The organism is Streptomyces griseoruber, assembly GCF_001514205.1.
Classification (GTDB): Bacteria; Actinomycetota; Actinomycetes; order Streptomycetales; family Streptomycetaceae; genus Streptomyces; species Streptomyces griseoruber.
Genome location: NZ_KQ948777.1, coordinates 71,342 through 96,820, shown reverse-complemented (window position 1 = coordinate 96,820; position 25,479 = coordinate 71,342). Strand labels below are relative to the sequence as shown.

The 25,479-nt window shown below is 72.5% G+C and carries 18 protein-coding genes; 7 read left to right on the top strand and 11 right to left on the bottom strand.

Going from position 1 to position 25,479, the window contains the following annotated elements; genetic code table 11:
* Positions 1-15 precede the first annotated feature (15 nt).
* The 4 genes from AQJ64_RS32225 to AQJ64_RS32210 form a co-directional block, all read right to left on the bottom strand.
* Positions 16-1,053 carry an ABC transporter permease gene (locus AQJ64_RS32225; protein WP_059203219.1) on the bottom strand — a complete coding sequence of 346 codons (1,038 nt, stop codon included), beginning with the start codon at positions 1,051-1,053 and terminating at the stop codon, positions 16-18.
* The gene (locus tag AQJ64_RS32220; RefSeq protein ID WP_059203218.1) at positions 1,050-2,711 is read right to left on the bottom strand and encodes a sugar ABC transporter ATP-binding protein; all 1,662 of its coding nucleotides are present in this window, start codon (positions 2,709-2,711) and stop codon (positions 1,050-1,052) included. The genes AQJ64_RS32225 and AQJ64_RS32220 overlap by 4 nt, the downstream gene beginning before the upstream one ends.
* A 59-nt stretch (positions 2,712-2,770) precedes the next feature.
* Positions 2,771-5,755 (bottom strand): SpoIIE family protein phosphatase, encoded by a 2,985-nt coding sequence (locus AQJ64_RS32215; RefSeq protein ID WP_055638054.1) that lies wholly within the window; start codon positions 5,753-5,755, stop codon positions 2,771-2,773.
* Positions 5,756-5,930: 175 nt separating this feature from the next.
* The gene (locus AQJ64_RS32210) at positions 5,931-6,860 is read right to left on the bottom strand and encodes a cyclase family protein (RefSeq protein WP_055638053.1); all 930 of its coding nucleotides are present in this window, start codon (positions 6,858-6,860) and stop codon (positions 5,931-5,933) included.
* A 664-nt stretch (positions 6,861-7,524) separates the two neighbouring features.
* Here AQJ64_RS32210 and AQJ64_RS32205 point away from each other — a divergent pair.
* On the top strand, positions 7,525-10,059 hold the full coding sequence (locus AQJ64_RS32205; protein ID WP_055638052.1) for a SpoIIE family protein phosphatase: 2,535 nt from the start codon (positions 7,525-7,527) through the stop codon (positions 10,057-10,059).
* Positions 10,060-10,682: 623 nt separating this feature from the next.
* On the opposite strand, the gene AQJ64_RS32200 is transcribed toward AQJ64_RS32205, so the two are convergent.
* On the bottom strand, positions 10,683-11,105 hold the full coding sequence (locus AQJ64_RS32200; protein WP_055638051.1) for a secondary thiamine-phosphate synthase enzyme YjbQ: 423 nt from the start codon (positions 11,103-11,105) through the stop codon (positions 10,683-10,685).
* Between the two features lie 65 nt (positions 11,106-11,170).
* Here AQJ64_RS32200 and AQJ64_RS32195 point away from each other — a divergent pair, with 65 nt between their 5' ends.
* Positions 11,171-12,268: an NAD(P)-binding domain-containing protein gene (locus AQJ64_RS32195; RefSeq protein WP_055638050.1), complete on the top strand. Its 1,098-nt coding sequence runs from the start codon at positions 11,171-11,173 to the stop codon at positions 12,266-12,268.
* A gap of 12 nt (positions 12,269-12,280) precedes the next feature.
* On the opposite strand, the gene mltG is transcribed toward AQJ64_RS32195, so the two are convergent.
* Positions 12,281-13,135 carry an endolytic transglycosylase MltG gene (gene mltG, locus AQJ64_RS32190; protein WP_055638049.1) on the bottom strand — a complete coding sequence of 285 codons (855 nt, stop codon included), beginning with the start codon at positions 13,133-13,135 and terminating at the stop codon, positions 12,281-12,283.
* A gap of 63 nt (positions 13,136-13,198) precedes the next feature.
* Positions 13,199-15,001 carry an ABC transporter ATP-binding protein gene (locus AQJ64_RS32185; RefSeq protein ID WP_055638048.1) on the bottom strand — a complete coding sequence of 601 codons (1,803 nt, stop codon included), beginning with the start codon at positions 14,999-15,001 and terminating at the stop codon, positions 13,199-13,201.
* Positions 15,002-15,094: 93 nt separating this feature from the next.
* On the opposite strand from AQJ64_RS32185, the gene AQJ64_RS32180 reads away from it, so the two are divergent.
* Positions 15,095-15,547, top strand: coding sequence for a MarR family winged helix-turn-helix transcriptional regulator (locus AQJ64_RS32180; RefSeq protein ID WP_055638047.1), 453 nt, complete (start codon positions 15,095-15,097; stop codon positions 15,545-15,547).
* 89 nt (positions 15,548-15,636) lie between these two features.
* Here AQJ64_RS32180 and AQJ64_RS32175 read toward each other — a convergent pair whose 3' ends face one another.
* The 3 genes from AQJ64_RS32175 to AQJ64_RS32165 form a co-directional block, all read right to left on the bottom strand.
* Positions 15,637-16,986, bottom strand: a complete 1,350-nt coding sequence (locus AQJ64_RS32175) for a cation:dicarboxylate symporter family transporter (RefSeq protein WP_055638046.1) — start codon at positions 16,984-16,986, stop codon at positions 15,637-15,639.
* 177 nt (positions 16,987-17,163) lie between these two features.
* Entirely contained in the window at positions 17,164-18,759 is a 1,596-nt protein-coding gene (locus AQJ64_RS32170; RefSeq protein WP_055638045.1) for a peptide-N4-asparagine amidase, read from the bottom strand.
* 57 nt (positions 18,760-18,816) lie between these two features.
* Positions 18,817-19,590: a L,D-transpeptidase family protein gene (locus AQJ64_RS32165; protein ID WP_055638044.1), complete on the bottom strand. Its 774-nt coding sequence runs from the start codon at positions 19,588-19,590 to the stop codon at positions 18,817-18,819.
* Between the two features lie 273 nt (positions 19,591-19,863).
* On the opposite strand from AQJ64_RS32165, the gene AQJ64_RS32160 reads away from it, so the two are divergent.
* From AQJ64_RS32160 to AQJ64_RS32145, 4 genes are all read left to right on the top strand, one after another.
* A complete protein-coding gene (locus AQJ64_RS32160; protein ID WP_055635077.1) occupies positions 19,864-21,699 on the top strand; it encodes an ABC transporter ATP-binding protein in 1,836 nt (611 codons plus the stop codon).
* Positions 21,696-23,477: an ABC transporter ATP-binding protein gene (locus tag AQJ64_RS32155; protein ID WP_055635076.1), complete on the top strand. Its 1,782-nt coding sequence runs from the start codon at positions 21,696-21,698 to the stop codon at positions 23,475-23,477. The genes AQJ64_RS32160 and AQJ64_RS32155 overlap by 4 nt, the downstream gene beginning before the upstream one ends.
* A 336-nt stretch (positions 23,478-23,813) precedes the next feature.
* Entirely contained in the window at positions 23,814-24,284 is a 471-nt protein-coding gene (locus AQJ64_RS32150) for a DUF5709 domain-containing protein (protein ID WP_055635075.1), read from the top strand.
* A gap of 84 nt (positions 24,285-24,368) precedes the next feature.
* Complete coding sequence (locus tag AQJ64_RS32145) at positions 24,369-24,623, top strand: type B 50S ribosomal protein L31 (RefSeq protein WP_055635074.1); 255 nt, start codon at positions 24,369-24,371, stop codon at positions 24,621-24,623.
* A gap of 26 nt (positions 24,624-24,649) precedes the next feature.
* Here the strand turns inward: AQJ64_RS32145 and AQJ64_RS32140 are convergent, their stop codons facing one another.
* The gene (locus AQJ64_RS32140) at positions 24,650-25,444 is read right to left on the bottom strand and encodes a metal-dependent hydrolase (RefSeq protein ID WP_055635073.1); all 795 of its coding nucleotides are present in this window, start codon (positions 25,442-25,444) and stop codon (positions 24,650-24,652) included.
* Positions 25,445-25,479 lie beyond the last annotated feature (35 nt).

Sequence of the window (25,479 nt, the reverse complement as noted above, 5' to 3'; positions counted from 1 at the left end):
GGGACGGGCGGGGAATCACAGGGGGGACGCCGGACCGGGCGGTGCGTCGCGGGCCGCGTGGACACCGCCGCTCAGCCGGCGGCGGGCTGCGTATCCGGCGAGGCCGACGGCGATGAGCAGGGTGCCGCCGTAGAACAGCGGGACGGTCCAGAAGTCGGCGCCGAGCTGTCCGATGCCGGTGAGACCGACGGCGAGGACGGTGACGGCGACCAGGGTGCCGAGGGCGTTGGGCCGGCCGGGCCTGATCGCGGTGGCGCCGAGGAGCGCGCCCGCGAAGGCGGGCAGCAGGTAGTCCAGGCCGACGCTGGGGTTGCCGATCTGCTGCTGGGCCGCGAGCAGCACCCCGGCGATGCCGACGATCAGGCCCGACGCGGTGAAGGCGTGGACGGTGTACCTGCGGGTGGGGATGCCGAGGAGGTCGGCCGCGCGCGGGTTGGAGCCGACGACGTACAGGTACCGGCCGAGGGGCAGCCGTTCCAGGACCAGCCAGAGGACGGCGGTGAGGGCGAGGACGTAGAAGGCGGGGACCGGGAGGCCGAGGAACGTGGAGTCGTAGAGGTCGGTGAAGGCGGGCGGAAGGCCCTCGGGGCCGGGGACGATCCGGCCGCCGTCGGTGACCCAGCCGGTCACGGCGTAGAGCATGCTGCCGGTGCCGAGGGTGGCGATGAAGGAGTCGATCCGCCCGTATTCGACGATCACCCCGTTGAGGACGCCCACGGCGGCCCCTCCGGCGATCACCGCGAGCGCGGCGAGCGGCCAGGGCCAGCCCTCGTTGACGATCAGCTCCATCACCATGACGTGGGCGAGGCCGAGGGCGTAGCCGAGGGAGAGGTCGAACGCGCCGGTCACGATGGGGACCGTGGCGGCGAGGGCGAGGATCGCCGGGATCGCCTGGGTGGACAGGATCGAGTCGAGGGTGTCGAGGGTGGGGAAGGTGCGGGGCAGGGCCAGGGAGAAGACCAGGACGAGCAGGACGGTGAGGGCGAGCAGTCCGTAGGCGCCGACGAGGTGCCCGCCCGGTCGGCGGGGCCGGGGCGGGGTGGGGGCCGTCATGGGCTCGTTCCCGTCCGGGGCGGGGGCACGGCACAGGCGGCGCGGGTCAGCTCGGCGACCGTGAGGGCCGCGCCGCTCAGCTCGGCCGTCACGGCGCCCCGGACGAGGACCAGGGCGCGGCGGCACACGCTCACGACCTCGTCGAAGTCGGTGGAGACCAGCAGGACCGCGAGGCCCGCGGCCAGCGCCTCGTCGAGCAGGTGGTGGACGGCGGCCTTGGCGCCGATGTCGACGCTCGCGGTCGGCTCCTCCAGGATCAGCAGCCGCAGGTCCGCCCGCAGCCAGCGGCCGATCATGACTTTCTGCTGGTTGCCGCCGGACAGGGTGGCGAGGGGGGCTTCGGTGTCGTGGGGGTGCACCGCGAACCGGTCGACGAGGGCGGCCGCCTCGGCGCGTTCCCGGCGGGGGCCGATCCAGCGGGGGGCGCGGCGGCCTCCCGCGGCGGGGTTGGCGAAGAGGTTCTCGCGCACGGTCAGCTCGGCGAGACAGCCCTCGCGCAGCCGGTCGCCGGGCACGAAGCCGACGCCTTGCCGCACGGCGTCGGCGACCGTACGGGGGCGGTACGGCCGTCCGCCAAGCCGGGCCTCCCCGGCCAGCAGGGGGTGGGCCCCGGCGAGGGCCCGGCCGAGGTCGAGGTGCCCGGCGCCGGAGAGGCCGACCAGAGCGACGGCCTCCCCCGCCCGGAGCTCCAGGCCGACCGGGCCCGCGCCGGTGGTCCGCACGGCGTCGAGGGTCAGGACGGCGGGGCGGGCGGGACGGGCGGGGCCGGGGGCAGCGCCGGCAGCCGGGCCGGGAGCCGGGGGCGGCGCCTCCTCGGAGCCGGGAGCCTGGTCGGCCGGCCGGTCGACGGGCCGGTCGGCGGGCCGGTCGGCGGGCCGGTCGGCGGGCCGTTGTGCCGGGTCCGGGCCGACGATGTCGTGCACCAGGCGGGCCGGGCCGTGGTCCGCCAGGAGGCCGTGGCTGACGAGGCGGCCGTCGCGCAGGACGGCGAAGGTGTCGGCGACCTCGTAGACCTCGTCCAGGCGGTGGCTGACGTAGAGGAGGGCGTGACCGCGGTCGCGCAGGTCGTGCAGGACGCGGAACAGCCGGGCGCAGTCCGGGGCGGGCAGGCGGGCGGTCGGCTCGTCCAGGACGATGAGCCGGGCTCGGGCCGCGAGGGCCCGGGCGATGGCGACCAGGGACCGTTCGGCGGGCGCGAGCCGGGCGACCGGGGTGTCGGGGTCGAGGTGGACGGCGACGGTGCGCAGGGCGTCGGCGCACTGCTCGCGGGTGCGCCGCCAGGAGACCAGTCCGGCGCGGCGTGCGTATCCGGTGCTCAGGGCGATGTTCTCGGCGACCGTCATCCACTCCACGAGGGCGAGGTCCTGGTGGATGAAGGACATACGGCGGGCGGCGGCGTGGCTGCCGAGCGGGTGTCCGTCCACCGTGATCCGTCCCGTGTCGGCGTGGTGGACGCCGGCGAGGACCTTGATGAGGGTGGACTTCCCGGCTCCGTTGGGCCCGAGGAGGGCGAGGACGCTGCCCGCGTGGACGTCGAGGTCGACATCGGCCAGCGCGAGGGTCCCGCCGAACCGTTTGCCGAGCCCGCGGATGCGGACCAGGGGCTCCGACGCGAGGGGCGCGGCCGCCTGGGCGGACGGGTCGGAAGCGTCGCACATGAGCCGATCCTATCCGGACCATTCATGCCATTTCGGATATTTGACTCGCACCGTGCGCCTCAGCCGCCGTCGAGCCCGCACTCGGCCCAGATGACCTTGCCCTCCGGGAGATAGCGCGTGCCCCAGGTCCGGGACAGCTGGGCGACGAGGAAGAGGCCGCGTCCGCCCTCGTCGGTGCTGGCCGCCCGGCGCAGATGCGGCGCCGTGTTGCTGGAGTCGGAGACCTCGCAGATCAGGGAACGGTCGTGCAGCAGCCGTACCCGCACCGGTCCGGTGCCGTGCCGGATGGCGTTGGTGACCAGCTCGCTGAGGATCAGCTCGGCGGCGAAGGCGGCCTCGTCGAGTCCCCAGTCGGCCAGCTGTCTCATGGCCGAGGCGCGGACCTCGCCGACGCGGGCGGGATCGGCGGGCAGTTCCCAGGTGGCGATCCGGTCGGGGTCCAGGGCGTGGGTGCGGGCGACCAGCAGGGCGATGTCGTCGCACGGGTGGGCGGGGGCCACCGCGTCCAGGATCGCCTGACAGGTGTCCTCGGGAGTGCGCTCCGGATGGTGGGCCAGGGCCCCGCGCAGCTGGTCGAGGACCAGGTCGACGTCACGGTGCCGGTCCTCGATGAGCCCGTCGGTGTAGAGGACCAGCTGGCTGTCCTCGGGCAGGTCGATCTCCACGGCGTCGAAGGGCAGTCCGCCGAGGCCGAGCGGGGGCCCGGCGGGCAGGTCCGGGTAGGTCACGCTGCCGTCGGGGCGGACCAGCGCGGGCGGCGGGTGTCCGGCGCGGGCCATCACACAGCGCTGCGAGGTCGGGTCGTAGACGATGTACAGACAGGTCGCACCGATGATGCCGACCCCCTCGCCCTCCCCCTCGGGGTCCTCGCGGTCGAGGCGGCCCACGAGGTTGTCGAGGTGGACGAGGACCTCGTCGGGCGGGAAGTCGAGTTCGGCGAAGCTGCGGGCGGCGGTGCGCAGCCGGCCCATGGTGGCGGCGGAGAGCATGCCGTGGCCGACGACGTCACCGACCAGGAGGCCGATGCGTGCGCCGGAGAGTGGGATGACGTCGTACCAGTCCCCGCCCACGTCGGCCTCGGCGGGCAGATAGCGGTGGGCGACCTCGACGGTCTCCTGGTCGGGCAGCCCGTGCGGGAGCAGTCTGCGCTGGAGGGCCAGGACCATGGCGCGCTCGTGGGTGTAGCGCCGCGCGTTGTCGATGGACAGGGCGGCGCGGGTGGCGAGTTCCTGGGCCAGCGAGCGGTCGTCGTCGCCGAAGGGGGCGGGCTCCTGGGCGCGGTAGAAGCTGACGACGCCCAGCACCACGCCGCGTGCCACCAGGGGGACGGCGACGAGGGAGTGCACATGGGTGAGCAGCGTCCCGGTGTGCTCGGGGTCCTGCGCGAGCCAGCCCGCGGCGCTCGCCAGGTCCGGTTCCAGCACCGCCTGTCCGCCGGTCAGCGCGCGCCGCTGGGGCGCGGTCGGGCCGAAGTCGGTCCGCTTGCCGACGGGGGTGAAGGGCAGATCGTCACGGAGGCCGTGGATCACCGTCCGGCGCAGGTCGCCGACGGGGTCGGCGGACTCCTCGCCGCGCAGGACGGCATCGGGCAGGTCGACGGTGACGTAGTCGGCCAGCCGGGGGACGGCTGTCTCGGCGAGTTCCCCGGCGGTGCGGCGGACGTCCAGGGTGGTGCCGATACGGGCGCTGGCCTCGGAGAGCAGCTCCAGCCTGCGGCGCGCCGCCAAGGCGTAGGCGCCCACCTGCGGCTCCCCCAGCAGGACGAGCCCTCGGGCCGAGGGCGGCGGCTCGGGGGAACCGTTGGCGGCGGCACCGATGCCGTCGACGGCGAACCCCGCGGCTGCTGCGCCACCGGCGGCGGCACCCTCGACCCCGACGCGGGCAGCCGCGGCACCCCCGACCGCTGCGACGTCGACCGCGGCACCCTCGACCCCGGCGCCGTCGACCCCGTCTCCGTCCCCGTCCGGTGGGTGCCCCGCCGGTGGCGTGACGGAGAGTCGTGCGAGCCGCGAGACGGCGGCGACGACGGCCGGCTCGACGGGGAATCCGACGGGGAGTCCCGGCAGCCGCTCGTCCCGGGCCGGTACGACGAGCGGCTCCCCGGAGGCGAACCGCTCCCCGGGCGAGGAGCCGGGCAGCACGGCCTCGATGGCGACGCCCTCCACACCCGAGGCACTTCTCATCGGGCGGCTCACCAGGGTCACCCGGCGGCCGTCCGGCAGCGGCACGTCCACGGCGGCCCGCTGGGCGCGGGAGATCAGCTCGGTGGCCTTCTCCATGAGCAGTGCCCGGTCACCGGGACGCAGCCGCAGGGCCGGCGCGTCCCCCTCGGGGGCGTCGGCCGTACCGGCTTCGGCTCCGGAGGCCAGGTACGCCCGCAACAGGGCACGTTCGCGTGCGGAGCTCTGTCCCAGCAGCCGGCGCTCCATGGCGCGGGCCGCCTTGCGGATCACGCCTTGGAGCGCCGGGCTCTCGAACGCGCGCGGGTAACCGAAGCACAGGACGCCCTCGATGCCGCCGCTGAGCGGATCGCGCACGGGGAGTGCGACACAGGCGTTCGCCTGGGAGCGCTCGGCGAAGTGCTCGGCGCCGTAGACGCGGATGAGCCGGCGTTCGGCGAGGGCGAGACCGATGCCGTTGGTGCCGGCGACCCGCTCGGCGAACACGAAGCCCGGGACGCGCTGGATCGCCGGAAGGCTGTGGACCATGGACGCCTCGCCGAAGCGGCGCAGCAGCACCGTCCCGTTCGCGTCGGCGACGGAGATATTGATCTTGCTGCCGGAGAACAGGGACTCCAGCCGGTCGAGCACCGGCACGGCCGCGCGGACGATACGGCCGTCCGCCTCGAAGTCGTCCCGGAAGGGGAGGTCGGACTGGTCCGGCGAGAGCCCCAGGCTCCGGCAGCGCTGCCAGGAGTCCAGGATCGACAGCCGTACGCCCCGCTCGACCGACTCGCCCTGCAGAAACCGCTCACGGAAGCGCGCGGGACCTGTGCCGTCCGTCGCACGCCCGATCGCAGCCTGTTCTCCTCCGGATCGAAACACGCCTCGCCTCACTCGCGCCCGCGTCCACTCGCCCTGTGACCCGTTCACCCTTCCGCAAAGGATCCGACATTGACGAGCATACGGACATACAGGGCGCGAGTCATGAGTCGCCCGCCCCCTCGGAGCGACGGCCACCAGGGCCCCTCACGTGCGGTGACGGCCGCGTGGCCGGCCGTCACAGGACCGCGACCGGGGTGACGGGGGAGCCGGTTCCACCGGGGATGTTCAGCGGCGCCACGACGAGCAGGAACGCGTACCGGCCCACCGCGGCCGTCGCGGCCGACAGGGCCTCCAGGTCGAGGTTGTCCAGCAGCGGTACCCCCATCGCGGTGACGGCCAGGACATGCACGGGCGAGTGCACGTCCGCGACCGGCGAGGGCCGTACATCGCTGTCGCCGTCCCCTCCGAGCAGGGCGACACCCCGCTCGGCCAGCAGCGGTACGGCGTCCACGTGGAAGCCGGCGCTCAGCGCGCCGGAGTCCCAGGGGCCGCGTTCCGTACGGCGGCGGACGTGCCCCGTGCGCAGCAGCACCGCGTCGCCCTCGCCGATGGTCACCCCGAGCGCCCGTTCCGCGGCGAGGACGTCCCGGGCGTGCACCGCCTCCCCCGGTTCCAGCCACGGGACCTCGAGCACGGCGGGCAGATCGAGCAGCACGCCCCTGGTCACCAGGGGCCCCAGCTCCGACACCGCGCCGAAGCGGGCGCCGCCGGCGTCGACGACCTCGCGTGCCGTACGGCCGTCGTAGAGCCGGCCCCGGTAGGCGATGTGGGAGAGCGCGTCGAGGTGGGTGACGCCCCTGCCGTGGTAGTCGACGGCGATGAAGTCCTTGTGTGCTGCGGGTTCGGGGCTCTCGACATCGCCGAGGTCGGTCATGTGGTGCAGGGCCGGCTTGGGGTTGTCGGGGTCGGGCCGGGTGTTCCAGGGGAGGGCCATCGGGACGACGGTCCCGGACCGCGCCTCGGCCAGGGCCCGCCGCACCTGGTCCGCGGTCACCCGGTTCCAGGCCCCGCGGTCGGCCCGCTCCCAGTCACCCCAGGTGCGCACCGCCCCGAAGAGCACGTCGAACTCCGCACGGGAGACGGCCGGCCCGGATGTCGGGGACATGACTCCAGCTTGGCACCCAGGGGGCGGCCGCGCAGGGCGGTCCGGGTCCGGGCGGGGCACGGGGTTCGCGTCCGGTGCGCGGTGGCGTCCGGTGCGCGGCTGGCCGAGGAAGGACAGACGGACCTTGCGCTCGGGGTTGTCCTTGTTGGTGTCCACCAAACTCCGCGAAGACAACCCGCAGCACAGCCGGGGCGCCTCCCATGATCGGACGGCGGCCCACGCCGGCGGCAACACCCTGGCCGTCACCGATGCCGACGATTGAGGCCACCGCAGATCGGCTTGAACCGCATTCCCGCCGCGCTTCACGCCCTCCCCGTGATCACAAAAAAGTGATCTTCACTCGTAGAAGGGTAGATCGGAAACGCGCGAGACGTACGGCGGGAAGGCTTTCGATGTCCTGGAAGAGGCGTTCGCCGGGACCCCGCTGCGAGACTTGCACCCGGTGCGAGGTAGGAATCGATGCCCAACGCCGCCTGCATCGTGCGAGCCGTGGCGAGCTGCTTCTCCGGCAGGTCGATCCCCACCGCATAGGCCCTGCTCTGGCCGGCCAAGCGGAAACGTGGCCACTTGCCGCTCGGTCCGTGGGTGCTGGACGGCCTTCCCGGCCCGGCGCCTACCCACGAGGAGCCCTAAACCATCCTAAAATGGAACAAATTATCCATCGATGATCGAGGGCAACGTGTCGACCAACAGGGTGGCGTCGAACTTGCAGCCGTTCGGCGCCGCAAGTGTCGGCGAAGCGCCCGAGCGCGACGACGCGCTGGTCAGTGCCGTCGTCGGTGCCGTGGAGCTGACCGGAGCGCATACCGGAAGCGTGTTTCTGCTCTCCGGCGACCACCGCTCGCTCGTAGTGGCCGCGTCGTGCGGGACGCCGCCCTCCCTGCTCAGCGGGTGGCGTCGGATCCCGGTGAACAGCCGTCTGCCGGTGGCGGAGGCGTACCGCTGCGGGCGCATGGTCCACCTGGCCGGCGCGGAGGAGACGATGCGGCGATTCCCCCAGCTCTCGGTCGCCCTGCCCTACCCGTTCGGCTCTGCGTCGGTCCCCGTACGGGCGGGCGAGCGGACCTTCGGCACCATGGCCGTGGTGTGGACGGCCAAGCCGGACGGGACAGGGCTGTCGAGGGCGCAGCGCCGGCGGCTGCGCTCCGCCGCCGACCGGCTGGGCACCACCCTCGCCGGACTGCGGGCCCGCGGCGCGTTCGGCGAGTATGACGAGCGGACACTCCCGGTAGTGGTCCCGCTGCCATCCACTCCGGTGATCCGGGTGGGCCTGTTCGACTGGAACCTCGACACCGGAGCCCTCACGGCCGACGACGAGCTGTGCGCGATCTTCGGAATGCCGCCCCGCGAGTTCGACGGACGGGCAGCCACCCTGGCGACCATGATCGAGCCCGCGGATCTGCCCGGCTTCCGGTCCGCCGCCCGTGCCGCGGTCCAGGAACGCCACGTACTGGCACACTGCCTGCGCATCCGGGACGGCCGCGGAGGCCACCACACCGTCGAGCTGTGGGGCCGGATGCCCGAGAGCCCTGACTGCCTGGAAGCCTCGGCCCATCTGGTCGGCGCCGTACTCGACTCCGGGAGCCGCATGGCCGCCGTGGCGGCGATCGAGCGGCTCGCGGACGGCTTCTTCGCGCTCTCGCCCGACGGACGCCTCGCCTACGCCAACCACAGCCTGGAGAATCTGCTGCGGGTCCGCTTGGACGAACTGCTCGGCCGACGCCCCTGGGACGTCCTGCCCTGGCTGGCCGATCCCGTGTACGAGGACCGCTACCGGGCCGCCCTGGTCTCCCAGCACCCGGTCTCCTTCCTGGTTCGCCGCCCACCGGACACATGGCTGGTCTTTTCCCTCCACCCAGGCGCTCAGGGCATGACGGGGTGGGCAGCACCGGTGCGACAGCCCGTCCCGGCCGAGACCGGACCCGGGGCAATCCTCACGGAAGGGGGGCCGCCCGCCTCCTGGTCGCCTCCGCCCGCGGCCCCGCGCGTGGGTTCCCTCTACCGGGTGCTCACGCTGGGCAGCGCGCTCACCGAGGCGGTCACCGCGCACGAGGTGTTCGAGGCCGTCGCCGAGCAGCTGCTGCCCGCTTTCGGCGGCCAGAAGCTGGCGATCGCCGTGGTGGAGGAGCGGCGCCTGCGCCTGCTCGATCAGCGCGGCTACTCGAAGCGCTTTCTCGCCCGGTTCGAAGGCACTCCGCTGCATGCCCGGCTGCCCGTGACGGACGCGCTGACCTCCGGGGCCCCGCTGTTCGTCGAGTCCCGTGAGGAGCTTCTCGAGACCTACCCCTGGATCAGGGTCAGTCCATCCAACTCCTGGGCGTTCCTGCCCTTGATCGCCTCGAACCGCCCGGTCGGCGTCTGCCTGCTCGGCTTCGACGACGTCCACCGATTTCCCGACGAGGAGCGCGGAGTCCTCACCGCGCTGGGCGGCCTCATCGCCCAGGCCCTGGAACGTGCCAGGCTCTACGACGCCGAGTTCGCCCTCGCCCGCGGCCTGCAGAACGCGCTGCTGCCGCACCGGCTGCCCACACTGCCGGGCCTTGGTGTCACTGGGCGCTATCTTCCGGCCACCAGAGGGATGGACATCGGCGGCGACTGGTACGACGTCATCCCCACCGGCGACGAGGTCGCGCTGATCGTCGGGGACGTCGAGGGCCACAACGTCGCCGCCGCGGCGGCCATGGGCCAGCTACGCAGCGCGGTACGGGCCTTCGCCACCGCCGGCCACCGGCCGAGCGACGTCGTCGCCAACACCAACCGGCTCCACATGGACCTCGACCCAGCGCTACTCGCAAGCTGCTGCTACGCCCGCCTCCATCCTCGCTCGGGGGTCGTGCGCATCGTCCGTGCCGGCCACCTCCCGCCCTTGCTGCGCCTGCCCGACGGGCAGGCCGAAATCCTGGATGTGCCCGGCGGCCCTCTGCTCGGCATCGACGCAGCGGCACACTTTCCGGAGTCGGAGTTGCGCCTCGTACCCGGGTCGGTCCTGGCTCTGTACACGGACGGACTGATCGAGAGGCGTGACTCGGACATCGGTTCCGACGTCGACCGACTCCGCGCATCACTGGCCCGCATGGGCGGAGGCCGCCTGGAGGATCTGGCCGACGCGCTGCTGCGGGATGCCTGCCGGTCCGCCGACAGGGCGGACGACATCGCCCTCCTGCTCACCGAGCGCGCCGGCTCCGGCCCGTCGCAGTGAGGCAGCAGGCTCTCCGACGCCGCTGTCACCTGCCCCAGATCTTCCGGTACGCCCCCTGGTAACCCGACGGGTCCCAGGTCCTGGAACTGTCCCTGTCGGCGGCCGTAGTGATGTGGCAGGGGACTACATGTCCGCTGGCCGAACGGCCGGAGAAGGCTCGGTTGAACTCGTCAACGGTCTGCCGACCCTGCAGGGACAGCGGCTCGCGCACGGTGACCGCCTGGTGCTGCCCGCTGTACGCCGCCGAGGGCCAGGACGGCCGGGCCCTCGGCCGGGGGCCGTGGTGGGGCCGTGGTCAGCCAGTTCCTCGCCACTGATGTCGTGCACCATGCGGACAAGGGGTGGTCCGTCGGCAAGCCTTGGCGGACAAGGCTGACGAGGTGGCGCCACCAGGAGATCAGTCCGGCGCGGCGCGGATACCGGGTGCTCAGGGCGATGTTCTCGGCGACCGACAGCAGCAACACCGCCCCACATCTGCGCCGAGCCCGCTCGCGCCGCTCCGGCGCGCCCGGGCTGTGGCCGTACCCGCCACCGCGCTGGCGGCCGGCGCCCGTGGACTTGGGCACACCGAGGCCAGACTCGTTTGGCGCGGCCGGACTTGAGACCTACAGTCGCCACCCTCGTCACGCAAGGAACGACAACCGCACCTGCCGACGAGGATTGTCCTTGTTCGTATCGACCAGGCACACCGACTGCCAGGTGCCCAGCTCCAGCCTCCCGGCCACGACCGGCAGGGTCGCGTGGGGCGGGACGAAGGCCGGGAGGACGTGGTCGCGGCCGTGCCCGGGGCTGCCGTGGCGGTGCTGCCAGCGGTCGTCGGCGGGGAGGAGGGTGTGCAGGGCGGCGAGGAGGTCGTCGTCGCTGCCGGCACCCGTCTCGATCACCGCGATTCCGGCGGTGGCGTGCGGGACGAAGATGTTCAGCAGGCCGTCACGGTCGCCGGCGGCCTCCCGCAGGAAGGCCTCGCAGTCCTGGGTGAGATCGACGACCCGCTCCCGGGTGCCGGAGGCGATGTGCAGTACTCGGGTGGTGAACGCGTCTGACATGCCACCATCCTGGCCCACGGACCGGTCCGGGGAAGATCCGCCCGGCCCGCACTGTTGGTGGAGGCGTGAACGACATACGTGAGGTCGACGTCGTGGTGATCGGCGCAGGCCAGGCCGGACTGGCCGGCGCGTATCACCTGCGGCGCACCGGGTTCGAGCCGGAGCGCGACTTCGTGGTGCTGGACCACGCGCCCGGTCCGGGCGGCGCCTGGCAGTTCCGGTGGCCCTCACTGACGTACGGCAAGGTGCACGGGATGCACGCGCTGCCGGGCATGGAGCTGACGGGGGCCGATCCGGCGCGGGCGTCGTCGGAGGTGATCTCCGCGTACTTCGCCGCCTACGAGCGGACCTTCGACCTGCGGGTACGGCGTCCGGTGGACGTACGGGCCGTGCGCGAGGGGTCCGGTGGACGGCTGCTCGTCGAGACCTCCGACGGCACCTGGTCGACGCGGGCGCTGATCAACGCGACCGGCACCTGGGACCGGCCGTTCTGGCCGCGCTATCCGGGGCAGGAGACCTTCCGCGGGCGGCAGGTGCACACGGCTCGGTACCCGGGACCCGAGGCGTTCGCCGGGCAGCGGGTGGTCGTGGTGGGCGGCGGGGCGTCCGGTACACAGCATCTGCTGGAGATCGCCCCGTACGCCGCCGCCACGACCTGGGTGACCCGGCGTCCGCCGGTGTTCCGCGAAGGACCGTTCGACGAGGGGGCGGGCCGTGCGGCGGTCGCGCTGGTGGAGGAGCGGGTGCGGCAGGGGCTGCCGCCGAAGAGCGTGGTCTCGGTGACGGGGCTGCCGTTGAACGACGCGATCCGGCAGGGGCTGGCGGACGGGGTCCTGGACCGGCTCCCGATGTTCGACCGGATCACCCCGCAGGGCGTGGAGTGGGACGACGGCCGCCGTGTGGACGCCGACGTCATCCTCTGGGCGACGGGCTTCCGGGCCGCCATCGACCATCTCGCGCCGCTGCGGCTGCGTGGTCCGGGCGGCGGGATCCGGCTGGAGGGCACCCGCGTGGCCGCCGATCCGCGGATCCATCTGGTCGGCTACGGGCCTTCGGCCAGCACCATCGGCGCCAACCGGGCGGGCCGGGCGGCCGTACGGGACATCCGACGGCTGCTGGCCGAGGGGGCCGGGGAGCCCGAGCCGGAGTCGGCCGCCGCCTGACGTCCCCTCGTGTCAGCCGGCCGCCTTGGCCGACGCGCTCTGCCGGTTCCGGTTGAACTCGGCCACATTGCGCACGTGCTCCTGGTAGTTCGCGGTGAAACGGGTGTCGCCGGGCTTGACCGTGACGAAGTACAGCCAGTCGCCCGGCGTCGGGCTGAGGGCGGCGTGCATCGCCTCCTCGCCGGGGTTGTCGATCGGCGTCGGCGGCAGCCCCATGCGCTGGTAGGAGTTGTAGGGGCTCTCGATCCGGGTGTCGCTCTCCGTGGTCCGCACCGTGGACCGGTTCAGCGCGTAGTTGATGGTGGAGTCCATCTGCAACGGCATGCCGCGCTCCAGCCGGTTGAAGACGACCCGGGCCACCTTCCCCATGTCCGCCTTGGTGGCGGCCTCCGCCTGCACCAGGCTGGCGATGGTGACGGCCTGGTAGACGTTCATCGCGTTGCGCTGGGCGCCCGCGGTGACCGGTGCCCCGTTGAACCGCTTGTTCGCCGTGTCGACCATGTAGGCCAGCAGCGCCTGGGGCGTCGTCCTCCCATCCAGCGGATACGTCGCCGGGAAGAGGTAGCCCTCCGGGTTGCCGTCGGCGTCGGCCGGCAGCTTCAGGCCGGCCCGGGGCAGCGTCTTCCTGGTCGTGCCGGCGGGCAGGGCGAGGGCCTTGTCGACGGCCTCGTAGACCTGACTCGCGCGCCAGCCCTCCGGGATGACCAGGGCGGTGGGTTTCTTCGGCGCCTCCGGCGCCTTGTGCTCCGTGCTCAGCAGCGGCACCGCCACGGCGGTACCGGCCACGACGGCTCCGGTCGCGATGAGGGCGAGACGGCCCCGGCGCGTCAGTCGAATCGTGCTCCGTGGCGGAGTGTTCATCTGCATGCGGGCACGGTAACGCTCATATCGTCATAAACCCGGCATAACCTGTCATAGGCTTGACTGTTGTCATCTTGTCGGCTCCAGGCTGGCGTCCCGCCGCACGAGGGCCGCGTACCGCCCGTCCCGCTCCAGCAGCTCCTCGTGCGTCCCCCGTTCGGCCAGCCGGCCCGCGTCGAGGACCACGATCTGGTCGGCACCGCGGATGGTGGACAGCCGGTGGGCGATGGTGAGCGTGGTGCGGTTGGCGGAGAGCGCGTCGATGGCCTCCTGCACGGCGCGCTCGGTGCGGGTGTCCAGGGCGCTCGTCGCCTCGTCGAGGATCAGCACCGGCGGATCGCGCAGGATGGTGCGGGCGATCGCCAGGCGCTGCTTCTCACCGCCGGAGAAACGGTGCCCGCGCTCGCCGACGACCGTGTCGTACCCGTCGGGCAGGGCGGCGATGTGGTCGTGGATCTGCGCCGCGCGCGCGGCCGCGTACAGCTCCTCGTCGGTGGCGTCGGGCTTGGCGAAGCGCAGGTTGTCGGCGACCGTCGCGTGGAAGAGGTACGTCTCCTGCGAGACGACGCCGACCGCGCGGGCGAGGGTGTCGAAGTCGAGGTCGCGGACGTCGACGCCGTCGAGGGTGACCCGGCCGCCGGTCACGTCGTACAGCCGCGGCACCAGGTAGCCCAGCGTGGACTTGCCGGCACCGGTCGGACCGACGACGGCGAGGCTTCCGCCCGCGGGGACGGTGACGTCGATGCCGTCGAGCACGGGCCCGCCCTGGTCGTCGTAGGCGAACGCGACCTTCTCGAAGCGGACTTCGCCCTTGACCTGGTCGAGGTGGACCGGGTCGGTGCGCTCGGTGATGTCGATCGGCAGGTCGAGGTACTCGAAGATGCGCTGGAAGAGCGCGAGGGAGGTCTGGATCTGCACGCCGGTGGCGAGCAGGCTGACGGCGGGGCGGAACAGGCCCTGCTGGAGCGAGACGAAGGCGACGATCGTGCCGAGGGAGACGTCGGGGCCGCCGAACTGGAGGGCCACTCCGGCCGTCCAGTAGATGACCGCCGGCATCGCGGCCATGACGATGGTGATCACGGCCATGCGCCAGCGGCCGGCCATGTTGGACTTCACTTCCAGGTCCACCAGTTGCTCGGACTCGTCGGCGAAGGACCGGGTGAGCGAGTCGGCGCGGCCCATGGTGCGGCCGAGCAGGATGCCGCTGACCGACAGCGACTCGGTGACGGTGGCGGCCATGGCGGCCATCTGCTTCTGGCGCTGGGTGGTGATCTTCTTGCGTTCGTTTCCGACGCGGCGGCTGATCCAGACGAAGACCGGCAGCAGGAGCAGGGAGACGACGGTCAGCCGCCAGTCGAGGGCGATCATCGCGATGATCGTGGCGACCACGCTGGTGAAGTTGGAGACCAGGGAGGTGGCCGTGGAGGTGACGGTGGCCTGCATGCCGCCGATGTCGTTGGCGATGCGGGACTGCACTTCGCCGGTACGCGTACGCGTGAAGAACGCCAGGGACATGCGCTGGAGCCGGCCGAAGACGGCGGTGCGCAGGTCGTGCATGACGCGCTGGCCGACGGTGGTGGAGATCAGTGTCTGCAGGACGCCGAAGACGCTGCTGAGCACCGCGCTGAGGATCATGCCGAGGGCGAGGAGGCTGAGCAGCCCGGTACGGCCCTCGGGGATGGCGACGTCGAGGGTCTCCTTCAGCAGGAAGGGTGTGGCGACGGAGACCAGCGACGAGGCGCCGACGAGGACGCCCACGACGGCGAGCCGGCCGCGGTAGGGACGGAAGAGGCCGACGATGCGGCGGACCTGCCGGGGCTGGGCCTCGGCGTCGGTGGACGGGATCCAGGACTCTGGTTTGTCGGGGTGCATGGGCTCCTACGGGAGGTGAGCAGGTGGGTCGAGCTGACCATAGCTCATTGTTACCTATACTCACAATGAACGGCATCCTGATATTGTTCCCGTATGACCACCCCCGATTCCGACAGCGTGCTCGCCGAGCAACTGCTGCGGTTCACCCGCCGCGTGCACCGGATCCAGAAGCGGCACATCGAGCAGTGCGGCCTCGGCGTGACCCCGGCCCAGTCCCGGCTGCTGCGCACCCTGGCGTGCTACGGCTCGCCGCCGCGCATGGCCGATCTCGCCGAGCGCCTGGAGGTGGTCCCGCGCGCGGTGACGACGCTGGTCGACGGACTGGAGGCGGGCGGCAAGGTGCGGCGGGTGCCGGACCCCACGAACCGCCGGGTGATCCGGATCGAGCTCACCGACGACGGCCGGGAGGCGCTGCGCAAGCTGCGCGGGGCGCGGCGGTCGGCGGCCGGGGAGATTCTGGCTCCGCTGTCGGGGGAGCAGCGGGAGGTGCTGGGAGGGTTGCTGGACACGCTGGTGGACGGGGTGCCGGACAGGCGCTGCGGGTAGGGGGCGCCACGGTCGACGGGCGACCGCGGGTGCGTGGGGGTTGATCGCCACGCACCACCCGCAGCCGCCCGCCAACCGGCACAACCGAGCTACTGGGCGACCGGCGCCGACGCCTCCTTCTCCGCCGCCGTCCCCTCAGCCTCCACCACGACCTCGCCGTCCAGCACCTTCTTCGCCCGGCCCAGATCCAGCGCCCCCTCCCAGCGGGACACCGCGAAGACCGCGACGCAGTTGCCGAGGAGGTTGGTGACGACCCGCATCGAGTCCATGATCCGGTCGACCCCGAGCAGCAGGGCGACGGCGCCGGCCGGGATGGCGCCCAGCGAGGACGCCGTCGCGGACAGGGCGAGGAAGGCCGAACCGGGGATGCCCGCCATGCCCTTGCTGGTCAGCATCAGCACCAGGACCACGGTGATCTGCTGCCCGAGGCTCAGATCGACGTCCACGGCCTGGGCGATGAACAGCGTGCCGATGGACAGGTACAGCGAGGCGCCGTCGAGGTTGAAGGAGTAGCCGGTGGGCAGCACGAGACCCACGGCGTCGTCGCGGGCGCCCGCCTTGCGCAGCTTCTGCATCACCCGCGGCATGACGGCCTCGGTGGAGGCGGTGCCGAGCGCGAGCAGCATCTCCTCACGGATGTAGCGCAGGAACTTCCAGAGGCTGAGCCCGGTCACCAGGCGCAGGGCCACGGCCAGCAGCGCGATGAAGAACGCCGCCGCCGCGTAACACAGGATGATCAGCTTGGCGTAGGTCTCGATGACACCGAGCCCGTAGTTCCCGATCAGGACGGCCATCGCGCCGAACACCGCGATCGGTGCCAGTCGCATGACGAAGCCGACGATCGCGAAGATGATCTCCTGGGCCTGTTCGATCGCGGGCAGCACCTGCGGCACCTTCGTGTGCCCGAGGTGCAGCAGCGCGGCGCCCACCAGACACGCCAGGATGAGCACCTGGAGCAGGGAGTTCTCGGCGAAGGCACCGATGAAACTGGTGGGCAGCGCGTTCACGACGAACTCGGTCGTCGAGGGCAGTGAGCCGCCGCCCGTCTTGGCGTCGACCGCCGAGGTGTCCAGGGTGGACGGGTCGACGTTCATGCCCGAGCCGGGCTGGACGACGTTGGCGGCGAGCAGCCCGATGATCAGGGCGAGCGTGCTGGCGACCTCGAACCAGATCAGGGCCTTGAGCCCGATCCGGCCGAACGCCTTGAGGTCACCGGCCTTGGCGATGCCGACGACGACCACGCAGAACACCAGCGGCGAGATGATCGTCTTGATGAGCCGGGTGAAACCGTCGCCGAGCGGCTGGAGGTCCGTGGCCACGCCGGGCCACAGCTTTCCGACGACGATGCCGAGCACGAGCGCGCAGGCGACCTGCGCGAAGAGTGAGGTACGCAGTATGCGTGCGACGCGTCGCGGCAGCGACGGGACGGACGGCGGCACGGGCACTCCTTGTGGGGGACGACGGCACCACGGAAGCCCCTGGGGACAAGAGACTTCTGCGATGCGGAAAGTGGCTTCCGTTGCGATCACTGTGAAGGTGCCGTTGATCGCGCACAAGACCTCCGTGTTTCGGCCGTGTAAATCCCGCCACGCGTGACGCGTCGCACACCCGTCGACTCAGCAGCCGCCGCGATCCTCCGTCAACACCCCCTGGACCGTGATGAGTCGGCGGTCGCGGCAACCGTCCGAGCCGCGGAGCCGGTAGTGCTCACTCGTCGTGCCGACCGCGTGCCGCTGGTCGCGGGGCACTCCGACGGTGTACGTGGCGTCGCCGGTGTAGGTGTCGTCGAGCCGCGACCAGGCCGCGCGCCGGCCGTTCCGGGTCGTCACCGCGTCGGCCCGGTCGCCGAGCGTCAGCACGGTCCGCAGCCGGTCGTCCGCGCCGAGGGTGGTGGTGCCGTCCATCGTGTAGGCGCGGTGGGTCCGGGTGGTGACGGTCCGTCCGCGGTCGGCGACCGTGACCTTCTCGTCGTCCGTCCAGGTCGCGTCGAGGCCGTCCACGGTCTCGCCGTCGGTCCAGCGGTGCGCGGAGGTGTTGGCCAGGGTGCGGCTGACGGTGGTGCGCACCCGGCCGTGCGAGGTGTCGAGGTACCCGGCGACGGTCAGCCGGTGCCCTCCCTCGGTGTCGAGGCGGTGTTCCGTGCCGGGCGTGTAGACGGTGGAGCCGGTCAGGTCACCGGCATCGCCGCTGAGCAGCTTCCCGGGGACGACCGCCCTGCCGTGGTCGCGCCAGACCAGCACGTTGACCGGCGTGCTCCAGCCGCCCTGCCCCGCGGGCACGCCGACGACCGACACCTCGAGGCGGTGCGGGCGCCCGTCGTTGAGGATTCCGGCGAAGGGGGTCAGGTCGTATGCGATGGGCTTGATGTCGAAGGCACGGGGGCCCGGGATCACGTACCAGAGGAAGGGGTTGGACCAGCCGCCGGTCCACACGGTGGGGAACGGGGTGGCGATTCCGGCCAGTTGCCCGTCGACCCTGACCTGCACCTCGCGGTACGGGCCGTCGTCCGCCCGGCAGGAGTACGGCGCCTGCGCGGGCACCGTCAGATACCAGTACTCCTCGCAGCCTCCGCCGGAGCCGGTCGCGTACACCTCCGCGACGACGCGTTCGCTGTTGCGGGGGGTGGTGAGGGTCGCGCCGTCGGTCAGGGTGAGGACGCGGTCGGGGGTCGCGGCCGGTTCCTTCCCGGCGTAGAAGGTCAGCGTGACCTTGACGTCGAGCACGCCCGTGTAGGTGTCGTCGACGACGTTCCCGATGAGCATCTCGACGTCCTGGGTCCGGCGGAAGGTGTCGCTGTACCGGGTGACGTCCTTCTCCACGGACCATTCGATGCCGTCGGGAGAGGGCTCGGGAGTCGACGTACGGAAGATCTCGACCCCGCCGACATGCAGATAGCCGAGCCGGTCGAACTGCCGCCCCTTGACCTTGCCGTCGAGGCGCAGCACCACCTTGCTCCAGCGGTCACCGCAGCCGTCCGGCGGGGCGTAGGTGCCTCGGTACGGGGTGAAGTCCCGGAACTGCGCCTCGGCGACGGTGACTCGGCAGGACCTGCCCGAAGGCTTGTCGACGGGGGGCGCCGCGGTCACGGGGTCGTGCCAGTCGGTGCCGAACTCGGCGGGGACGTCGGCCGATCGGGCCGGAGCCGCCCCGAGGAGGGTGCTCACCAGGAGGGTCGCCCCGGTGAGCATGGACATGATTAACCGTCTCTTCATGGCCGGTGTTCTACGGGGATTCGGCCCGCGCCCGCAATGACGCCTCCCCCGCCGGACCTACGCCTTCAGCGCGTCCCTGTCCCCCATCACCACCACGGGGTCCCGCTCCGGGTCGAGCGCGAGCAGCAGGTACTCCATCGCCTCCTTGGACAGACTGACGCAGGCGGACGTGCCGTCGCCGTGGTCCAGGTGCAGCCAGATCCCGCCGCCCTTCTCCTCCCCCAGGGGCTGCTCCCCGTCGTCGGGCGGTGTGCCCGGGACCCGGTTGTAGTCGATGGCGATGACGTAGTCGAAGTCGTGCCAGTGCGACTCGTCCCACCAGCGCGGTGCCGCGTAGTCCTCCGACCGTGTGTACGGCAGCCTGGTCCCGGGATCGGCCAGGACGCCGCCCGCGGCGGTGAGCGTGAAGACGCCGACGGGGCTGCGGTTGTCCCCCAGGCGGTGGTCGGGGGTCCACCCCTTCCTGCCGTTGTGCGCGGGCCAGCTGCGCACGCGCTCCCAGACCGGGCCCCGTTTGCCATACAGCACGGCGACGGCCTCCGCGGAGTCCGCTCCGTCGCCGTAGACCGCCAGAACCTGGCGAGAAGTGGCCGGAATACGTCGGTGCAGCCGATCGCCGATGTCCGGGATGCGCGTGGGAGCGGGCGCACTCGACGCCGGGGCGCTCGACTCGGCGGCACTCGACGGGGCGGCACTGCCCTCGGGTCCCGCCACCGCCCTGCTGCCGCCACCCCGCCCCGTGTCCGTGCCGCCGCACGCGGACAGGGCCGCGAGAAGGAGAACTCCGGCCACCGTCGCGGCCGCCCGGGACCGCACACCGCCATGTCGCATCCGCCCATGCTTGCATCACTTTCCCGGCATATCTGTCAGATTCCGGACACCGGGGCCGTGTCGGCGAGCAGCCGGAAGCCTGCGTCCGCGACGGAAAACCAGTTGATTCCGACCACGCTCCGACGCGAACCTTTCACGGTTTGTTGCCGCACCTCGCGGGTTCTTCCCATGCCTGCCCTCACCTTCGTCTCCCCCACCCCCGCCCCGCCCCCGCCCCGCCCCCGCCCCACCCCGCCTCTCCCTCCCTCCCCTGACACGAGCCACTGGGACGTCATGCAGATCCAAGACCTTCCGTATCCCGACCCGGGTGTGCCGGACGCGCGCTCGGGACCTCGCTTCCTGTGGTGGCTCGGCCGCAACCAACTGGGCGGCCAGCTCAAGTCCCTGGCCTGGGGACTGCTGCACTTCGTCGCCGTCTCGGCGCAGCCGTTCTGCGTCGGGTTCGCCATCGAGGCCGTGGTCGACCGCTCCGGCAGCCGCCTCGCCCTGGCCGGCGGGCTGATGGCCCTGTTCGGCGCGGCCACCGCGATCGGCGACACCTTCCTGCACCGCACCGCCGTCACCAACTGGATCACCGCCGCCGCCCGCGTCCAGCAACTCCTCGCCCGCCAGGCCGCCCAGCTGGGATCGGCGCTGACCCGGCGGGTCGCGGCCGGCGAGGTCGTGGCCGTGTCCACCGGTGACGTCGAGAAGATCGGCTGGTTCGTCGAGGCCGTCTCCCGCTTCACCGCCGCGGCCCTGACCGTCGTGCTGGTCTGTGTCGGCCTGGTCGTGTACCAGCCGGCCCTCGGCATCGTGGTGGCCGTCGGCCTGCCCGTCCTCGCGATCGCGGTGCTGCCGCTGCTGCCGCGCGCGACGCGCCGGGCCGACGAGCAGCGCGAGAAGGCGGGACGCGCCACCGAACTGGCCTCGGACACCGTGGCCGGTCTACGGGTGCTGCGCGGCATCGGCGGCGAGGAACTCTTCCTCGACCGCTACCGCCGCGCCTCCCAGGAAGTCCGGCACGCGGCCGTGCGCAGCGCCCGCATGTGGGCCCTGATCACCGCCATCCAGGTGCTGCTGCCCGGCCTGCTGATGATCGCGGTCGTCTGCTACGGCGTCCGTCTCGTCCACGAGGGCCGCATCTCCGTCGGTGAACTGGTCGCGGTCTACAGCTCCGTCATGGTCCTGACGTATCCCCTCCGGCACTTCGAGGAGATCGCGATGGCCTACTCCTTCTCGCGTCCCTCGGCCAAGCGCGCCGCCCGCGTGCTGTCGCTGGAGCGGGTCACGGACATCGGCGGATCGCGCGCGGGGGACATGCCCTCGGGCGACCTGTATGACCCGGCGACCGGACTGCTCGCCCCGGCCGGCCGCTTCACCGCGGTGGTGTGCGGCGACCCGGACGCGGCCGGACTGCTCGCGGAACGGCTGGGCGGCCACCCTCCGGAGGACGGGCCGTCGGTGCTGCTCGGCGGCGTCCCGCTGGACGAACTCCCGCTGGAGACCGCGCGCACGGCCGTCCTCGTCCAGGACAAGGACCCGGTGCTGCTGTCCGGTTCACTGCGCGAACTGCTCGACGTGCCCGCCTCCGGTGATGTGGACCCGCGGGACGCGCTGGCCGCCGCCCAGTGCGGGGACGTCCTGGAGGCCCTGGTGCAGGGCTCCCTCGACGCCGACGACCCGATGGACGCCCGGATCACCGAACGCGGCCGCTCCCTCTCCGGCGGCCAGCGGCAGCGGCTCGCCCTGGCCCGGTCGCTGCTCACCGACCCGGAGGTGCTCGTCCTCGACGAGCCCACCTCGGCCGTCGACTCGCACACCGAGGCCCGGATCGCCGAAGGGGTGCGTGGGCTGCGGACCGGTCGCACGACCGTGGTGTTCACCTCCTCCCCGCTGCTGCTCGACCGGGCCGACCGGGTCGCCCTGGTCCACGAGGGCGAGGTCGTCGCCGTCGGTGAGCACCGCGCACTGCTGCACACCGAACCCCGGTACCGGGCCGTGGTCACCCGCGAGACCGACGAGGAGACGGCCTCCGGCGACGCCCCGACCCGGCATGACGGGGCCGAAGTGGACGGAACCGAGCTGGACGAACTGAACGAACTGGAAGAGATCGAGGAGACCGCATGATCGGCGTGCCGCCACCCGCGTTCGACCCGGCGGCACCGACGACGGCGAACACGCTGCCCGTCGGCGCCCCGGCGACCGTCCGTGCCTACGTGGCCGAACTCCTGCGCCGGCACCGCCGCGCCTTCCTGCTCCTGCTGCTCGTCAACACCGTCGCCACCGTCGCCTCGATGGTGGGCCCCTGGCTCCTCGGCGACGTCGTGGAACGGCTCTCCGACGGGGCCCGGGAGCTCCATCTGGGGATCGTCGCCACGCTGTTCGTGTCCGCCCTCGTCGTCCAGGCCGCGTTCGTCCGCCAGGTGCGGCTGCGCGGCGCCATGCTCGGCGAGCGGATGCTGGCCGATCTGCGCGAGGACTTCCTCGTACGGTCGGTCCGGCTGCCGCCGGGCGTACTGGAGCGGGCCGGTACCGGCGATCTGCTGTCCCGCATCACCACGGACATCGACCGGCTCGGCAACGCCATGCGCGAGGCCGTGCCCCAGCTGACCATCGGCGTGCTGTGGGCCGCCCTGCTGCTCGGCGGACTCGTCGTCATGGCACCGCCCCTCGCACCCGCCGTGCTGATCGCGGTGCCGCTGCTGGTGGTGGGCTGCCGCTGGTACTTCAAGCGGGCGCCGTCCGGCTACCGCTCGGAGGCCGCCGGGTACGCCGCCGTGGCCGCCGCGCTCGCCGAGACCGTGGACGCCGGCCGCACCGTCGAGGCCCACCGGCTCGGTGACCGCCGGATCGAGCTGTCGAAGCTGCGGATCCGGCAGTGGACCGCCTGGGAGCGCTACACCATGTGGCTGCGCTCGGTGCTGTTCCCGGTCATCAACCTGGTGCACGTCACCGTGCTGGGCTCGGTCCTCATGCTCGGCGGGGTGTTCGTCCTGCACGGCTGGATCGGAGTGGGCCAGCTGACGACCGGCGCACTGCTGGCACAGATGCTCGTCGACCCGGTCAACCTCATCCTGCGCTGGTACGACGAGCTGCAGGTCGCGCAGGTGTCGCTGGCCCGCCTCGTCGGGGTGCGGGACATCGAACCGGACGCCGGCGAGACCGGGCTGGCGCCGGACGGGCGGGACGTCCTCGCCGAGGGGGTCCACTTCGGCTACCGCGAGGGCGTCGACGTGCTGCGCAAGGTGTCCCTGGAGGTCGCCCCCGGCACCCGGCTGGCTCTCGTCGGTCCGTCGGGCGCGGGCAAGTCCACGCTGGGCCGGCTCCTCGCCGGCATCTACGCGCCGCGCGACGGCCGGATCACCCTCGGCGGGGCCGAGCTGTCCCGGATGACCGCCGAACGCGTCCGCTCCCACGTGGCACTCGTCAACCAGGAGCACCACGTCTTCGTCGGCTCCCTGCGGGACAACCTGCGGCTGGCCAGGACCGGTGCCGAGGACGACGAGCTGTGGGCGGCGCTGGGCTCGGTCGACGCGGACGGCTGGGCACGGGCCCTGGACCAGGGGCTGGACACCGAGGTCGGCTCGGGCGGCGTCGCGCTCACCCCGGCCCAGGCCCAGCAGATCGCCCTGGCCCGGCTGGTGCTGGCCGATCCCCACACCCTGGTCCTGGACGAGGCGACCTCGCTGCTGGACCCGCGTGCCGCCCGCCACCTGGAGCGGTCCCTCGCCCGCGTCCTGGACGGCCGCACGGTCGTCGCCATCGCCCACCGCCTCCACACCGCCCACGACGCCGACCTCATCGCCGTCGTCGAGAACGGCCGCATCAGCGAACTGGGCAGCCACACGGAGCTGGTCGGCGCGGACGGGGCCTACGCGGCACTGTGGCGCTCCTGGCACGGGTGAGACGGGCCCCGGGAGGTCGGCGCTGCGGCACGGTGGTCGTACCTGCGGGCCGCGGCGCAGCCCGAGGCCCGTCGCCCGGTGCGGCCCGGGGGTCGGGGGCCCGGCGATCGTCGCACGTGTGGTACCCCGTGCTCCGGCCCCGGCGGCACCGTCTCCGTTTCGACTTCGCTCTGGCGTTGCGCGGTGCCGAAGCGGGATGGAACGCTGGATACCGGCACCCGCGTGGGAATCGGCCCGGATCCATCCCGTGCATGCCGGGCCAGGCCGGTGCCCCGTGCGGCGGTGCCCCACCGCCGACCGCGGTGAGAACGGGCCGGTCACCCCCTGGAGGTACCCGTGAACAGCGTCGACGGATGGGGGGACGACGTCTACCAGCCCGACGCCTCCGACATCCAGGAGGACTCGGGACTGCTCGACGCGGAGGACACACTCGTGGACGACGGAGTCTCGGACCCCCTCGACCGCGGCTGGTCCCCGCCCGAGCGGCCCTGGGCGGTGGAGCACAACGGGGTGACGGCCGCCGAGCGCCGGCAGGGCGAGACCCTGGACCAGCGGCTCGCCGAAGAGCTGCCCGACCTCCCCGTGCCCGACGGGGACGGCCTCGGCGACTGCGACGGCACCGACGGGGAACTCCTCGACAACGAGGTCGGCGCGGCCCGGTCGGGCCGGCTCGTCGCACCGGACGAAGGCGCCCACGAGGACGAGGAGAGCGCCATGGTCGCCAGCGACGTCGGTATCGACGGCGCGGCCGCGTCCGCGGAGGAGGCGGCCATGCACATCGTCGACGAGGACAGCCTGTCCGGCTGACCCGCCGCCCCCTGTTCCAGGGCCTGCACCACACCAGGACGAGTCCGAGGACGACGAGGACGAGGACGAGGACGAGGAGCATCCATGCAGCAGGACAAGCAGCCCGACTACCACCAGGTCGTCTTCCGCGACCGCACCGCCGGCTACGCCTTCCTCACCCGGTCCACCGCCTCCAGCGACCAGACCATCGAGTGGGACGACGGCGAGACGTACCCCGTGGTGGACGTGGAGATCTCCTCGGAGAGCCACCCCTTCTACACGGGCAAGGCCCGCACGGTGGACACGGAAGGCCGTGTCGCCCGCTTCGAGCGCCGCTACGGCGAGGGCGGAACCGGCTGAGCCGTCGCCCCCGCCCGCGGCCTGCCTCAGATGACGTTGAGCGCGGCCGCGGCGCCGACTCCCCCGAGCAGCATGAACACCGGCATCAGCACCTTCAGCTCGACCCAGCTGCCCGCCCGGAACCGCATCGCCTTCGGCGGACCCAACGGGTACCAGCGCTTGCGCCCGATCGGGATGGGCCACAGGACCGGGCAGCCGGAGACGGTCAGCGCGTCGCCGATGTCGTGCACCAGGGCGCCCAGCAGGATCGGCAGCCCCAGCCACAGGTACTCCTGGCCGGGGTCCGTGAACAGCCAGTCCGCGCCGTTGCCGGGCTTGTCCAGGACACCGGCGAGGATCCACGCGCTGGTCGCGGCCAGCAGCCACACCAGCACATCGCTGCTGGAGCCCCGCGCCGCCCGCCACAGCAGGCCCTCGATCGCCAGCACCATGTGCACGAAGAGGATCGCCAGCACCGCCCACCGGCCACCGGCGATCGCCAGCGCCGAGGCGCCCGCACCGATCATGACCGCCCACAGCCAGGTGTGGGTGAGGGTGCGGTGCCCGCCGGAGCGGCGCGGGTCGCCCTGCATCCTCGTGGCTTTGTAGACGGCGTACGAGAGTTTGTCGACGATCTCGCACAGCCACCGGGAGACCGGGCCGAAGGAGCGGGAGATGGTGGCGGCCTTGTGGTCGAGGTCCGGTGCGAGCGCCGCACCGGCGCAGATCAGCGCACCGGAGAGGAGGACCGGCCAGGGCATGGTGTGCCCCGCCGCGGCGGCGGCCGCGCCGACGCCTAGCCAGGCGGCGGCGCCCGACAGTGAGTGTGCTGGTCCCATCATGGCCGTTGCCCGCCCTATTCCTCGTGTGCCGCTGT

Excerpts from the sequence above, each read along its gene's own strand:
- mltG (WP_055638049.1), bottom strand. The coding sequence starts at position 13,135 with ATGCAGATGAACACTCCGCCACGGAGCACGATTCGACTGACGCGCCGG.
- AQJ64_RS32205 (WP_055638052.1), top strand. The coding sequence starts at position 7,525 with ATGATCGAGGGCAACGTGTCGACCAACAGGGTGGCGTCGAACTTGCAG.
- AQJ64_RS32160 (WP_055635077.1), top strand. The coding sequence starts at position 19,864 with ATGCAGATCCAAGACCTTCCGTATCCCGACCCGGGTGTGCCGGACGCG.
- AQJ64_RS32155 (WP_055635076.1), top strand. The coding sequence starts at position 21,696 with ATGATCGGCGTGCCGCCACCCGCGTTCGACCCGGCGGCACCGACGACG.
- AQJ64_RS32225 (WP_059203219.1), bottom strand. The coding sequence starts at position 1,053 with ATGACGGCCCCCACCCCGCCCCGGCCCCGCCGACCGGGCGGGCACCTC.
- AQJ64_RS32145 (WP_055635074.1), top strand. The coding sequence starts at position 24,369 with ATGCAGCAGGACAAGCAGCCCGACTACCACCAGGTCGTCTTCCGCGAC.
- AQJ64_RS32210 (WP_055638053.1), bottom strand. The coding sequence starts at position 6,860 with ATGTCCCCGACATCCGGGCCGGCCGTCTCCCGTGCGGAGTTCGACGTG.
- AQJ64_RS32185 (WP_055638048.1), bottom strand. The coding sequence starts at position 15,001 with ATGCACCCCGACAAACCAGAGTCCTGGATCCCGTCCACCGACGCCGAG.
- AQJ64_RS32180 (WP_055638047.1), top strand. The coding sequence starts at position 15,095 with ATGACCACCCCCGATTCCGACAGCGTGCTCGCCGAGCAACTGCTGCGG.
- AQJ64_RS32170 (WP_055638045.1), bottom strand. The coding sequence starts at position 18,759 with ATGAAGAGACGGTTAATCATGTCCATGCTCACCGGGGCGACCCTCCTG.
- AQJ64_RS32200 (WP_055638051.1), bottom strand. The coding sequence starts at position 11,105 with ATGTCAGACGCGTTCACCACCCGAGTACTGCACATCGCCTCCGGCACC.
- AQJ64_RS32220 (WP_059203218.1), bottom strand. The coding sequence starts at position 2,711 with ATGTGCGACGCTTCCGACCCGTCCGCCCAGGCGGCCGCGCCCCTCGCG.
- AQJ64_RS32165 (WP_055638044.1), bottom strand. The coding sequence starts at position 19,590 with ATGCGACATGGCGGTGTGCGGTCCCGGGCGGCCGCGACGGTGGCCGGA.
- AQJ64_RS32140 (WP_055635073.1), bottom strand. The coding sequence starts at position 25,444 with ATGATGGGACCAGCACACTCACTGTCGGGCGCCGCCGCCTGGCTAGGC.